Raw genomic sequence first — 12,440 nt, 5'->3', positions numbered from 1 at the left:
ATCGCGATGCAGAGATTTCCGTCAGACCTGCCACTGTATGCAAGCGCGTCGGCCACCGGATAAGTTCCCGGGCCAGACCTGGGTCGGAGTCGGCGTTGTCGGTCCCTCGGGCCACAATGGTCGGCGTCGTACCCCCGCCGGACACGGCAGGACCCAGCCAGACCCCCGCCAGACCAGCCAGACACCCAGCACATACATTCTTGGTTAAGGAGCCGCGCAGCGATGGCCCGCCGCAGCACGAAGACCCCGCCGCCGGAGGATTTCGAGGAGAAGATCCTCGACATCGACGTCGTCGACGAAATGCAGGGCTCCTTCCTCGAGTACGCGTACTCGGTGATCTACTCCCGTGCCCTGCCCGACGCCAGGGACGGCATGAAGCCGGTGCACCGCCGCATCGTCTACCAGATGAACGAGATGGGCCTGCGCCCCGACCGCGGGTACGTCAAGTGCGCCCGCGTCGTCGGCGAGGTGATGGGCAAGCTCCACCCGCACGGCGACGCGTCGATCTACGACGCCCTCGTGCGCATGGCCCAGCCCTTCTCGATGCGGCTGCCGCTCGTCGACGGCCACGGCAACTTCGGTTCGCTGGGCAACGACGACCCGCCGGCCGCGATGCGCTACACCGAGTGCCGCATGGCCGACGCCACGTCCCTGATGACGGAGTCGATCGACGAGGACACCGTCGACTTCACCGCCAACTACGACGGGCAGGAGCAGGAACCGGTGGCGCTGCCCGCCGCCTACCCGAACCTGCTGGTCAACGGCGCGTCCGGGATCGCGGTCGGCATGGCCACGAACATGCCCCCGCACAACCTCGGCGAGGTCATCGCGGCCGCCCGCCACCTGATCCGCCACCCGCACGCGGACCTGGAGGCGCTGATGCGCTTCGTGCCGGGTCCCGACCTGCCCACCGGCGGCCGGATCGTCGGGCTCTCCGGGATCAAGGACGCCTACGAGAACGGCCGCGGGTCCTTCAAGATCCGCGCGACGGTGGCCGTGGAGAACGTCACGCCGCGCCGCAAGGGCCTGGTCGTCACCGAACTGCCCTTCACGGTCGGCCCCGAGAAGGTCATCGCGAAGATCAAGGACCTGGTCGGCTCGAAGAAGCTCCAGGGCATCGCCGACGTCAAGGACCTCACCGACCGGGCCCACGGCCTGCGCCTGGTCATCGAGATCAAGAACGGCTTCCACCCGGAGGCCGTGCTGGAGCAGCTCTACAAGCTGACGCCGATGGAGGAGTCCTTCGGCATCAACAACGTCGCGCTGGTGGACGGGCAGCCGCTGACGCTGGGCCTCAAGGAGCTGCTGGAGGTCTACCTCGACCACCGCTTCGAGGTCGTCCGGCGGCGCAGCGAGTTCCGCCGCACCAAGCGGCGCAACCGGCTGCACCTCGTCGAGGGCCTGCTCGTGGCCCTGATCGACATCGACGAGGTCATCCGCCTCATCCGCGACAGCGAGAACTCCGCCCAGGCCAAGGCCCGGCTCATGGAGCGGTTCTCGCTGAGCGAGACCCAGACCCAGTACATCCTGGACACCCCGCTGCGCCGGCTCACCAAGTTCGACCGCCTGGAGCTGGAGACCGAGCGCGACCGGCTGACGGGCGAGATCGACGAGCTGACCGGGATCCTGGAGTCCGACAACGAGCTGCGCAAGCTGGTCTCCGCGGAACTGGCGTCCGTCGCGAAGAAGTTCGGCACCGCGCGCCGTACGGTCCTGCTGGAGTCGGCGGGCACGGCGGTGGCGGCCGTTCCGCTGGAGGTCGCGGACGACCCCTGCCGGGTCCTGCTGTCCTCGACGGGCCTGCTGGCCCGTACGGCGAACGACGAGCCGCTGCCGCAGGACGAGGGCGGCTCCCGGGCCAGGCACGACCTGATCGTCTCGCAGGTGGCGGCGACCGCACGGGCCGACGTGGGCGTGGTCACCTCCACCGGCCGGCTGCTGCGGCTCTCGGTGATCGACCTGCCGCAGCTGCCCGACACGCACGCCGCGCCGAACCTCGCGGGCGGCGCGCCGGTCTCGGAGTTCCTCTCCGGGCTGGAGGCGGACGAGAAGGTGGTCTGCCTGACCTCGCTGGACGAGTCCTCGCAGGGGCTGGCACTGGGCACCGAGCAGGGCGTGGTCAAGCGCGTCGTGCCGGACTACCCGGCCAACAAGGACGAGCTGGAGGTCATCACCCTCAAGGACGGTGACCGGATCGTCGGCGCGGTCGAGTTGCGCACGGGCGAGGAGGACCTGGTCTTCATCACCGACGACGCCCAGCTGCTGCGCTACCCGGCGGGCCAGGTGCGCCCGCAGGGCCGCCCGGCGGGCGGTATGGCGGGTATCAAGCTCTCCGAGAACGCCAAGGTGATCCACTTCTCGGCCGTCGACCCGGGCCGGGACGCCGTGGTGTTCACGGTGGCCGGCGCGCACGGGACCCTGGACGACTCCCTGCTGTCGGGGAAGCTGACGCCCTTCGACCAGTACCCGCGCAAGGGACGCGCCACCGGCGGCGTGCGCTGCCAGCGGTTCCTGAAGGGCGAGGACCTGCTGGTGCTGGCCTGGGCCGGCGCCGCCCCCGCCCGCGCGGCGGCGGCGAACGGCACCCCGGCCGAGCTGCCGGCCGCGGACCCGCGCCGGGACGGCTCCGGGGCGCCCCTGCCGTCGGTCGTGGCGGCGCTGGCGGGACCCGCGCTGTAGGAGGTTCCCGACCATTCGGGTGGTACGTCCGGGGGACGTACCACCCGAATGGCGACTAGTGTTTTCCCTCTGGCACTGTCGGGTGGGGCGGGAGAACACAGAGCTGATGAGTCGTCGGTCGGGCGGTTTGATCGGGGACTGGGCCGAGGCCCAGCGCCGGACGCAGCAGACACAGCTGATCCAGCACCGCGAGGCGGAACGCCGGCAGCGGGCGTACGAACGCGAGGCGGCCCGCAGCCATCGGCAGCACCGGGAGGCCGAGGCACGGCGGCGCACCGCCGAGCTCGACGCCGAGGTGGCTGCTCTGCAGGGCTTGCTGGTGTCCGGCTGCCGGGCACCGGCGTTCCGGACGGCCGCCCTGGTCCGGTCGGAGCAGCTGGAACCGTTCAACCCGGGCACCCTGGCACAGCCGGTGCCGATGCCCCGCATCGAGCAGTTCCAGCACCAGAGCAGCGGCTGGACGCTCGGATCGGCCAGCCGGGCACAGGCGGAACGGGAAGCGCACGCCCGGTACACCCAGGCCTGGCAGGCCGCGAGCGCCGCCGAGGCGCAACGGCAGCAGCAACTGGCGGCGTACCGGCAGCAGTACGACCAGTGGGCGGCGCAGCAGCTCGCTGGGATCCGGGCGCACAACGACGGACTCACCGAGCTGGCCCGCGCGCTGCGTGCGGGCGACTCGGAAGCGGTGGTCGAGTACTTCTCGGCCGCGCTGTACGCCTCCACGGCCTGGCCCGAAGTACTGCCGCGCCAGGTGGCGGCGGCGTACGACCCGGCGAAGCGCGAGCTCGTCCTGGACTGGGAGCTGCCGCTCTACACGGTGGTTCCGGAGGCCCGGGCGGTGCAGTACCTGCCGAGTACGGACCAGGACAAGGTGAAGCCCCGCCCGGTCACCGAGCGACGGGCGCTGTACCGGGACCTGCTGGCGCAGTCCCTGCTGCTGGTCGTACGTGAGATGTACGCGGCGGACGAGTTCGGCGTGCTGGACTCGGTCGTGGTGAACGGCTTCGTCGACTGCCCCGATCCGGTGACGGGTCAGGAGGCGCAGTTCGTACTCGCCTCGGTGACGGCGCCGCGCAGCACCTTCACCGGGCTGCGGCTGGAGCAGGTCAGCGCGGTGGACTGCCTGGTGGAGGGGTTGCGCGGGCAGCTGTCGGCGCGGCCCGACCAGCTGACGGCCGTACGCCCGGGACGCAGGCCCGACGAGGTCGGCGGAGAAGTCGTCAGCCACGGCGGGCACGCGGGCGATGCGGAGGACGAGCCGGATCTCTTCATGATGGACCCGATCGCCTTCGAGAACCTGGTGGCGGAGCTCTTCCGGGCGATGGGCATGGAGGCGGTGACCACCCAGCGGTCCGGGGACGGCGGTGTGGACATCGAGGCGAATGACCCCTCCCCGATCACGGGCGGACGCATCGTGGTGCAGGTCAAGCGCTACCGGAACACCGTGCCGCCCACGGCGGTAAGGGACTTGTACGGCACGGTCCAGGACAAGGGGGCGAACAAGGGGGTGCTGGTCACCACCTCGTCCTTCGGTCCCACGTCGTACACCTTCTCCAACGGCAAGCCGCTGGAGTTGGTTCCCGGGGACAAGCTGGTGGAGCTCCTGCACCAGTACGGCCTGCGCGGGCGCCTCGGCGGCGGTCCGGCGGGCGCGGTCCCGGCGCCGCGCACTGCCGAGCCCGCCCCGTCGGACGACCACAACGTGCTCGGCATGACCTGGTCCGGCCGGGTCGCCCTGGACGTGTGCGCCCTCGTCTGCACGGGCAACCGGGTGCTGAGCGAGGACCACTTCGTCTTCTTCAACAACCCGCACACGCCCGACGGTTCGGTACGGGCCCGGGCGCACGCCGCACCGGACAAGGCGGCGCTGGAAGTCTCCTTCGAGGCCCTGCCGCGCGAGGCCGACCGGCTGGTGCTGGTGGCCGCCGTCGATCCGGAGGCCGATCCGTATGCCGACCTGGCCGGTTTCACCGAAGCCCGGATCCGACTCCTGGACGCGACGGGCGCGGAGGCCGGGCAGCTGGAGGTCTCCGACGGCCGGGCCGGCGAGACCGCACTGGTGCTCGGCTCGTTCCGGCGCCGCTCCAACGGCGACTGGGACTTCGTGATCGGCGGCAAGGGCTACCGGGGCGGCCTGGAGGACCTGCTGCGCGAGTACGGGGTCGAGGTCGCGTAGGGGTGGAGCCGCAGGGGAACGAGTCCGACGGCCGGTCACCGGAACCGGTCTGGCTGGTGGCCGCGAACGTCGTGGCCTGGCGTCGCTGCGGAGTCGGCGGCCAGGAACTGCGCCCGGGGACGAAGTACTTCAAGGGCGGGGCGAAGGTGTACGTGGCCCGGGTGTACTGGGGTCCGGGGGGTGATCGGGTCACGGTGGCGGGGCGTGAGCGGCATACCGGCCGGTGGATCGTCATCGACACGGCGACGCGTCACCTCTACGGCTTCCGGCCGAAGCTCGTTCACACGCCGCGCGTCCTGGAGCGGCTGCGCGAGGATCGCTACGCGCGCGGTTTCGCCACGGCGGACTACGCGGTGGACGCCTCCGTGGCGCTGGAGCGGTACGCGCGCCAGTACCGCGCCGAAACGGCGCCGAAGAGTCCGCATCCGGACCGCTGTCCGTGTCACGCCTGCCTCACCGGCGAGGCAGGGCCCGCGGACGACTCCGGCGGTCCGGCCGCCGCCGGGTAGGCCCGGCTCGGGCCGGGCCACACGGATCACGCGGATCACGCGGATCACGCGGATCACGCGGAGAAAACCGTTATCGCCGCCCGCCCCACGGGTCTCCTCAGGTGTCAGGCCGAGTGGGCCGTCACACCTCTGAGGGGATGCGATGCAGTTGCGCGACGACGAGTGCGGGCAGGGCGTGGACAGGGCAGGGCCGGACGGGCCTTCCGGGCCGCGCCACGCGGGCCGGACGGCCGGTGGCCGCCGCCGGACCCGCAAGAAGGTGCCCCTGCCGGCAGCGGTCGCCACCGTGGTCCTGCTGACCGGAGCCGGGAGTGCGTACACCCTGATAGCCGGCGAAGCTCCCGCCCGCACCGCGGCGACGGCTTCGTCCCTGTCCCCCGACGCCACAGGCGCGGGCACCGTGGACGGCCCGGGCGGCCCCGCGGGGGGCCCGCCCTCCGGCCCGGCATCACCCACCGTCGGGGCAGGTGCAGCGGAAGCGACCCCGGGGGCCGAGGCCACGCCGGGCCCGAACGCCAGCGCCTCCCCCTCGCGTACCGCAGCGTCGGCCGAACCGTCGTCCAGACAGTCCGCGCAGCAGGAGAGGCCCGGGCAGCCGACCCGCGGCCCTTCGGGGAACAGTCCGGTGGGACCGGACCCGAAGGTGCCCGGTGCCCGCACCTCGACGCAGGACGTCCGAACGGCCCAGTCGTTGTCCCTGCACCTGCTGAACAGCGAACGGGCCACCGTCGGCAGGCCTCCGCTCGTGCTCAAGCAGGACCTCAGCGACTTCGCCGGCAAGTGGGCCGAGCACATGAAGAAGAACGGATTCGGCCACTCGTCCAACGAGGAACGCGCCTACCTGAAGATCGGCTCGCGCACCTGGACGGGCGAGAACATCGTGTGGTGGAGTGATGCCTCGATGACCGCCCAGGAAGCCGCCGAGAAGTTCCAGTCGATGTGGCGCCACAGCCCCGGCCACTACAAGGCACAGGTCAGCGCGGAGTTCACCGAGGTCGGCGTGGGTCTCTACCACGACGCCTCCGGCTGGTGGGGCGTGCACAACTTCTCGGACGGCACGTAGCAGCGGGAGGCACCCGGCACTCCGGGATCAGTACGTCAGGGGCATCCCGGAGGTGTCCGAAACGGGGGTGTGGTCCCAGTGCTCCGCGGGCCGGTCGACGTACCGCAGCACGCCCCACATGCTGTCGGGGTTCACCTCCTGCGGGGCCTCCTCACGGCAGGCCTCCAACTCGCGCAGCAGTTCCCCGCCGTCGGTGCCGCAGCCGATCAGGACCAGCTGCGTCTGTCGCGCTTCGCCCCGCCCCCAGGGCTGCGGGGCGAAGCGGAGGAAGCGGCCGACGGCCTGGACCTCGTAGCGCTCCTCGTGTCCGGGGACCCCGAAATACACGAAGCCCTTGATCCGGTAGAGCCCGGCCGGGCGCCGGTCGAGGAAGTCCATGAACCGTCGCGGGGAGAGCGCCTGCTCCGAGCTGAACTCCGTGCTCTCGTAGGAGGCGTGCGCGTGGGTGCGGTGGTCGTGGCCGGAGGCTTCCGCGAGCAGGTCCTCGAAGGAGAGCTGCCCCCGGGTCTCGGTCCAGGGCCGGCGGTCGAAGAGCAGCTCCGGGTCGATGCGGCCGTGGTCGGCACCCACGACCGGGGTGCCGGGCGCGCAGAGCGCGGCGAGTTCGGTCTCGATCCTGGTCCGTTCGCGCGCGTCGACCCGGTCGGTCTTGTTGAGCACCACCAGGTCCGCGACGGCGAGGTGGCGGTCGGTCTCCGGATGCCGGGCCCGGGTCGCGTCGAATTCCGCGGCATCCACGACCTCCACCAGGCCGCCGTACCGCACGGCAGGGTTCTCGCTGGCCATGAGCATGCGGATCATCTCCTGGGGTTCGGCCAGGCCGCTCGCCTCGATGACGATCACGTCGATCCTGTGGACAGGCGCCGAGAGCTTCTCCAGGTACGCGTCCAGCTCGCTGCCGTCGACGGCGCAGCACAGACAGCCGCCGCCGAGGGAGACCATCGAGTCCCCGACCTGGCCGGCCACCGACATGGCGTCGACCTCGATCGAGCCGAAGTCGTTGACCACGACCCCGATACGGGTGCCCCCGCGGCCGGCGAGGAGGTGGTTGAGCACGGTGGTCTTCCCGGATCCGAGGAATCCGGCGAGGACGACGACGGGGATGGGCTGCCTGCTGTTCACCCGGTCGATCGTAGCCAGGCCCGGTCAGCCGAGGAGCGGCACCGGCTGCGGCGGGGTGGGGCCCGTGTACCGGGCGGCCGGTCGGATGATCTTCGAATCGGTGGCCTGCTCCAATATGTTCGCGCTCCAGCCGACCACCCGGGCCGCGCAGAAGGTCGGGGTGAACATCTCCCGCGGCAGTCCGCACAGCTCCATGACCACGCCCGCGTAGAACTCCACGTTGGTGTGCAGCTCCCGGCCCGGCTTGAGTTCGGCGAGGATCTCCTCCACCTGGCGCTCGACCTCGACGGCGAAGTCCACGAGGGGGCCGCCGAAGCCGAGGGCGATGTCGCGCAGCATGCGTGAACGGGGGTCCTCGGTGCGGTAGACGGGGTGGCCGAAGCCCATGATCCGGTCGCCGGCGAGGACCCGTTCGCGGATCCACGGCCCGATGCGGTCCACGGTGCCGATCGCGTCGAGGGTGTCCAGGGCGCGGCTGGGGGCGCCGCCGTGCAGCGGGCCGGAGAGGGCGCCGATGGCCCCGGTCAGGCAGGCGGCGACGTCGGCGCCGGTGGAGGCGATCACCCGGGCGGTGAACGTCGAGGCGTTGAAGCCGTGGTCGACGGTGGATATCAGGTACTGCTCGACCGCGCGGGCCCGGGCCGGATCGGGCTCCTCGCCGGCCAGCATGTAGAGGTAGTTGGCGGCGTACGGGAGGTCCCCGCGCGGCTCGACCGGCTCCAGGCCCTGGCCCAGCCGGTGCAGGGCGGTCAGCAGGGTCGGCACGGCGGCGCAGGCGGCCAGCGCGTCCGCGGCCCGCCGCTCGGGGGTCAGGTCGTAGACGGGCCGGAAGCCGGCGGACGCTCCGAGGAGCGAGAGCGCGGTGCGCAGCCCGGCGAGCGGGCCGGAGAGCCGGGTGGCGCGGGCGAGGTCCGGCAGGAGGGCCCGCACCTCCTCGGGCAGGCGGCGCAGCGCGGCGGTCTCGGCGGCGAAGGCGGCCCGCTCGGCGGTGTCCGCCGGGAGCGTGCCGCGGAACATCAGGTGCCACACGTCCTCGAAGCTGCGGCCGGCGGCGAGCTCCACGGCCGAGTACTGGCGGTAGTGGTAGAAGCCCTCACGGCCCCGGACGTCACCCAGCTCGGTTTCGGTGACCACGACTCCCGCGAGGCCCCGCGGTCCTTCGATGGTGCTGTCGGTGGTGTTCATGCATCGACCATCCATGATGGATTCAATCCTTGTCAACGTTGATTCAATCAATACCGAAGGGGATCTGTAGGGTGTTCGGCATGAGTGACCAGACGGACGGCGGACGCAGGCTCAGCACGCAGGAGGCGGCTCGGGTGCTCGGCGTGAAGCCGGCGACGGTGTACGCCTACGTCAGCCGGGGCCAGCTCGCCAGCCGCCGCGATCCGGCCGGGCGGGGCAGCAGCTTCGACGCCGCCGAGGTGGAGGCGCTGGCCCGGCGCAGCCGGCGGGAGGCGGCGGCTCCCGCACCCGGGGAACTCTCCGTCCGCACGGCGCTCACCCTCATCGAACCCGACCGGTACTACTTCCGGGGCGTCGACGCCGTGGCCCTGGCCTCGCGGTACCGCTACGAGGAGGTCGCCGAGTGGCTCTGGACGGGCAACCTCAACCCCGGGGCCCGGTTCACCGCGCCCCCGGAGGCACTGGGGGCGGCCCGCCGGGCGGTGGAGGCCCTGCCGGCGCACAGCGGCCCGGTGGACCGGCTGCGGGTGGCGGTCGCCGCCGCCGCGGTGGCTGATCCGCTGCGCTTCGACCTGTCGGAGGAGGCGGTACTGGGCTCGGCGCGCTGCCTGATCCCGACCATGGTCGGCGCCCTGCCCGCGGCGGGCACCGCGTGGGCCGGCGACGGCCGCATCGCCCGCCGGCTGTGGTCGCGGCTGACGTCGCGGGAGCCGGACCCGGACGCACTCGCCGTACTCGACCTGGCGCTGGCACTGCTGGTCGACCACGACCTGGCCGCCTCCACGCTGGCCGTACGGGTGGCGGCGTCGGCGCGCGCCCATCCGTACGCGGCGGTGTCGGCCGGGCTCGGCGCACTCGAAGGCCCGCTGCACGGCGCGGCCGGGCGGCTCGCCCACCGGATGCTGGTGGAGGTCCTGGAACAGGGCGGAGCCGCTCCGGTGGTCGCCGAGTACCTGCGGGCCGGGCGCCGGGTCCCGGGCCTGGGGCACCGCCTGTACCAGGGCGAGGACCCCCGGGCGGGGGCGCTGTTCGCCCGGCTGGAAGGGCTGGGGCAAGCCGGTCCCGCACTGGCCGCGGCCCGCGAGGTGGCCGCGGTCATGGCCCGTCAGGGCGGTCTGCACGCCAACGTGGACCTGGCCCTGGCGGTCCTGACGGTGTCATGCGCGATGCCCGCCGAGGCCGGCGAGACCGTCTTCGCGGTGGCCCGCACCGCGGGCTGGATCGCCCACGCCCTTGAGGAATACCAGGAGCGCCCGCTGCGCATGCGGCCGAGCGGCCAGTACCACGGCCCCCGCCCACCCCAGCCGGTGCCCCGGTGAGGGCGTAGCTGACAAAAGGGGCACAGGCGTTCCCCTCCTGCCGAGGCCGACCTACCGTTGCTGCCCATGCGGTTCCCCCACATGAGCGCTCGGCGCCTCGGGCTGCCCAGAAGGGCGGTCTCGCAGATCCTGCTGACCCAGCTGGCCATCGCCGCCGGGGTCGTCGTGCTGGCCACGGGCCTGTTCCTGGCCCCGCTCGGCGCCCAGCTCGACGACCAGGCGATGCGGCGGGCCCTGGCCATCGCACAGAGCACCGCGGCCGACCCTTCGATCGCCGCCGGCCTCCTGGGCTCCGGGGCGTCGCCGGACAGCCCGGTGCAGGCATCGGCCGAGCGGATCCGCCGGGCGACGGGCGCCGAGTACGTCGTCGTGCTCGACCTGGACGGCATGCGCCGCTCGCACCCGAGCCCCACCCTGATCGGGCTGCCCGTCTCCACCGACCCGGGCGACGCTTTGGCCGGCCGCGAGGTCATGGAGATCGACGAGGGAACTCTGGGCCGCTCCGCCCGCGGCAAGGTCCCGCTCATCGCCGCCGACGGCGAGATCGTCGGCGCGGTCTCCGTCGGCATCGCCTACGACAGCGTCCGCGACCGGCTGCTCGGAACCATCCCGGGGCTCCTCGCCTACGCCGGCGGCGCCCTGGCCGCGGGCGCCCTCGCCGCCTACCTCCTCTCCCGCAGGATCCAGCGCCAGACCCGCGACCTGGCCTTCTCCGACATCGCCGGCCTGCTCGCCGAGCGCGAGGCGATGCTGCACTCCATCCGCGAAGGCGTGATCGCCCTCGCCCCCGACGGCCGCGTCAGGCTGGTCAACGACGAAGCCGCCCGCCTGCTCGGCCTCACCCCCGACGCCACCGCCACCTTCGCCGGACGCCCGCTGGACGACGTCCTCGGCGCCGGCCGCACAGCCGACGTGCTCTCCGGCCGCGTGACCGGCCGGGACCTGCTCACGGTCCAGGGCCCCCGGGTCCTGGTCGCCAACCGCATGCCCACTGTGGACGGAGGCGCCGTCGCCACCTTGCGCGACCGCACCGAACTGGAGCACCTGAGCCGCGAACTCGACTCCACCCGCGGCCTCATCGACGCCCTGCGCGCCCAGGACCACGAGCACGCCAACCGCCTCCACACCCTCCTCGGCCTGCTGGAACTGGGTCTGCACGAGGAGGCGGTCGCATTCGTGACGGAAGTCGCCGGCGTGCACCGCACGACTGCCGAACAGGTCACCGAGAAGGTCCACGACCCGCTGCTGGCCGCCCTCCTCGTCGGCAAGGCCACCGTCGCCGCCGAGCGCGGCATCCTCCTGCGGCTGGCCCCGGCCACGCTCCTCCCCGACCGGCTGGTCGACCCGGGCGGGCTCGTCACGATCGTCGGCAATCTCGTGGACAACGCCCTGGACGCCGCCGCCGGCGCAGCCGCGCCCCGGGTCGAGGTGGAGCTGCGCGCGGAGGGCCGTACCGCCGTGCTGCGGGTCCGCGACAGCGGCCCCGGGGTCCCCGCCGCGCGCCGCGAGGAGATCTTCACCGAGGGCTGGTCGACCAAGCAGCCACGGGCCCACCGCGAACGCGGGCTGGGCCTCGCCCTCGTGCGCCGCCTCGCGGAGCGGCAGGGTGGCAGCGCCCGGGCCGGTGAAGCAGCGGACGGAGGGGCGGAATTCTCCGTCGTACTCCCGGAGGCCCTGCGATGAACGAGACCCCGATCCACGTATTGGTCGTCGACGACGACATGCGTGTTGCCCGGATCAACGCGGCGTACGTCGCGAAGGTTCCCGGCTTCCGTGTGGCGGCGCAGGCCCATTCGGCGGCCGAAGCCTTGGATTTCCTCTCCGCCCATCCCGTGGACCTGGTCCTCCTCGACCACTACCTCCCCGACGAGAACGGCCTGGACCTGGTCCGCCGCCTGCGCCAGCGCGGCCACGGCACCGATGTGATCATGGTCACCGCCGCGCGCGACCTGGCCACCGTGCAGGCCGCCATGCGCCTCGGAGCCCTCCAGTACCTGGTCAAACCCTTCACCTTCGCCGGGCTGCGCGCCCGGCTGGAGGCGTACGGTTCGCTACGCCGCACCCTGGCCACGGGCGGCGAGGCCGAACAGGCCGAGGTGGACCGGATCTTCGGAGCCCTGGCCGGCGCGGGCTCCGTGAACGAGCTGCCCAAGGGCCACTCCCCCACCACGGCGGAGCTCGTCCGCCAGGTCCTGCGCACGGCCGACGGCCCCCTGTCCACCCAGCAGATCGCCGACCGCGCGGGCATCAGCCGCCAGACCGCCCAGCGCTATCTGAAGCTCCTCGAACGCAACGGCCGTGTCACCCTGGCCCTGCGCTACGGCGAGACCGGCCGCCCGGAGCACCGCTACACCTGGCTCCCCTCGGAGGGGCCGGTCTGAGGGTTC

Annotated in this window: 9 protein-coding genes; 7 read left to right on the top strand and 2 right to left on the bottom strand. The window is 72.6% G+C overall.

Annotation, left to right across the window (positions count from 1 at the left end; genetic code table 11):
• Positions 1–222: 222 nt before the first annotated feature.
• From ACFWFZ_RS21000 to ACFWFZ_RS20985, 4 genes are all read left to right on the top strand, one after another.
• Positions 223–2,679: a DNA topoisomerase (ATP-hydrolyzing) subunit A gene (locus tag ACFWFZ_RS21000; RefSeq protein WP_387124306.1), complete on the top strand. Its 2,457-nt coding sequence runs from the start codon at positions 223–225 to the stop codon at positions 2,677–2,679.
• A 106-nt stretch (positions 2,680–2,785) separates the two neighbouring features.
• Positions 2,786–4,855 carry a restriction endonuclease gene (locus ACFWFZ_RS20995; RefSeq protein WP_387124305.1) on the top strand — a complete coding sequence of 690 codons (2,070 nt, stop codon included), beginning with the start codon at positions 2,786–2,788 and terminating at the stop codon, positions 4,853–4,855.
• Between the two features lie 2 nt (positions 4,856–4,857).
• Entirely contained in the window at positions 4,858–5,364 is a 507-nt protein-coding gene (locus ACFWFZ_RS20990; protein WP_387124304.1) for a hypothetical protein, read from the top strand.
• A gap of 625 nt (positions 5,365–5,989) precedes the next feature.
• Positions 5,990–6,427: a CAP domain-containing protein gene (locus ACFWFZ_RS20985; RefSeq protein ID WP_387124303.1), complete on the top strand. Its 438-nt coding sequence runs from the start codon at positions 5,990–5,992 to the stop codon at positions 6,425–6,427.
• A 27-nt stretch (positions 6,428–6,454) separates the two neighbouring features.
• On the opposite strand, the gene ACFWFZ_RS20980 is transcribed toward ACFWFZ_RS20985, so the two are convergent.
• Both ACFWFZ_RS20980 and ACFWFZ_RS20975 read right to left on the bottom strand, forming a co-directional pair.
• On the bottom strand, positions 6,455–7,549 hold the full coding sequence (locus tag ACFWFZ_RS20980) for a CobW family GTP-binding protein (RefSeq protein ID WP_387124302.1): 1,095 nt from the start codon (positions 7,547–7,549) through the stop codon (positions 6,455–6,457).
• A gap of 24 nt (positions 7,550–7,573) precedes the next feature.
• Positions 7,574–8,734, bottom strand: coding sequence for a citrate synthase/methylcitrate synthase (locus tag ACFWFZ_RS20975; protein WP_387124301.1), 1,161 nt, complete (start codon positions 8,732–8,734; stop codon positions 7,574–7,576).
• 80 nt (positions 8,735–8,814) lie between these two features.
• On the opposite strand from ACFWFZ_RS20975, the gene ACFWFZ_RS20970 reads away from it, so the two are divergent.
• The 3 genes from ACFWFZ_RS20970 (at position 8,815) to ACFWFZ_RS20960 (ending at position 12,434) form a co-directional block, all read left to right on the top strand.
• Entirely contained in the window at positions 8,815–10,053 is a 1,239-nt protein-coding gene (locus ACFWFZ_RS20970) for a citrate synthase (protein ID WP_387124300.1), read from the top strand.
• A gap of 81 nt (positions 10,054–10,134) precedes the next feature.
• Positions 10,135–11,736, top strand: coding sequence for an ATP-binding protein (locus ACFWFZ_RS20965; RefSeq protein ID WP_387124299.1), 1,602 nt, complete (start codon positions 10,135–10,137; stop codon positions 11,734–11,736).
• A complete protein-coding gene (locus tag ACFWFZ_RS20960) occupies positions 11,733–12,434 on the top strand; it encodes a response regulator (protein ID WP_387124298.1) in 702 nt (233 codons plus the stop codon). Before ACFWFZ_RS20965 ends, ACFWFZ_RS20960 begins: the two co-directional genes overlap by 4 nt.
• Positions 12,435–12,440 lie beyond the last annotated feature (6 nt).

The sequence above is a fragment of the Streptomyces sp. NPDC060232 genome (genome assembly GCF_042726555.1).
Classification (GTDB): domain Bacteria; phylum Actinomycetota; class Actinomycetes; order Streptomycetales; family Streptomycetaceae; genus Streptomyces.
The sequence above is the reverse complement of the archived record's forward strand: the minus strand, read 5'-3'. Positions and strand labels throughout refer to the sequence as shown.

Bases quoted from the DNA above. Each gene is read 5' to 3' on its own strand.
- ACFWFZ_RS20970 (WP_387124300.1), top strand. From the start codon at position 8,815: ATGAGTGACCAGACGGACGGCGGACGCAGGCTCAGCACGCAGGAGGCG.
- ACFWFZ_RS20965 (WP_387124299.1), top strand. From the start codon at position 10,135: ATGAGCGCTCGGCGCCTCGGGCTGCCCAGAAGGGCGGTCTCGCAGATC.
- ACFWFZ_RS21000 (WP_387124306.1), top strand. From the start codon at position 223: ATGGCCCGCCGCAGCACGAAGACCCCGCCGCCGGAGGATTTCGAGGAG.
- ACFWFZ_RS20960 (WP_387124298.1), top strand. From the start codon at position 11,733: ATGAACGAGACCCCGATCCACGTATTGGTCGTCGACGACGACATGCGT.
- ACFWFZ_RS20975 (WP_387124301.1), bottom strand. From the start codon at position 8,734: ATGAACACCACCGACAGCACCATCGAAGGACCGCGGGGCCTCGCGGGA.
- ACFWFZ_RS20995 (WP_387124305.1), top strand. From the start codon at position 2,786: ATGAGTCGTCGGTCGGGCGGTTTGATCGGGGACTGGGCCGAGGCCCAG.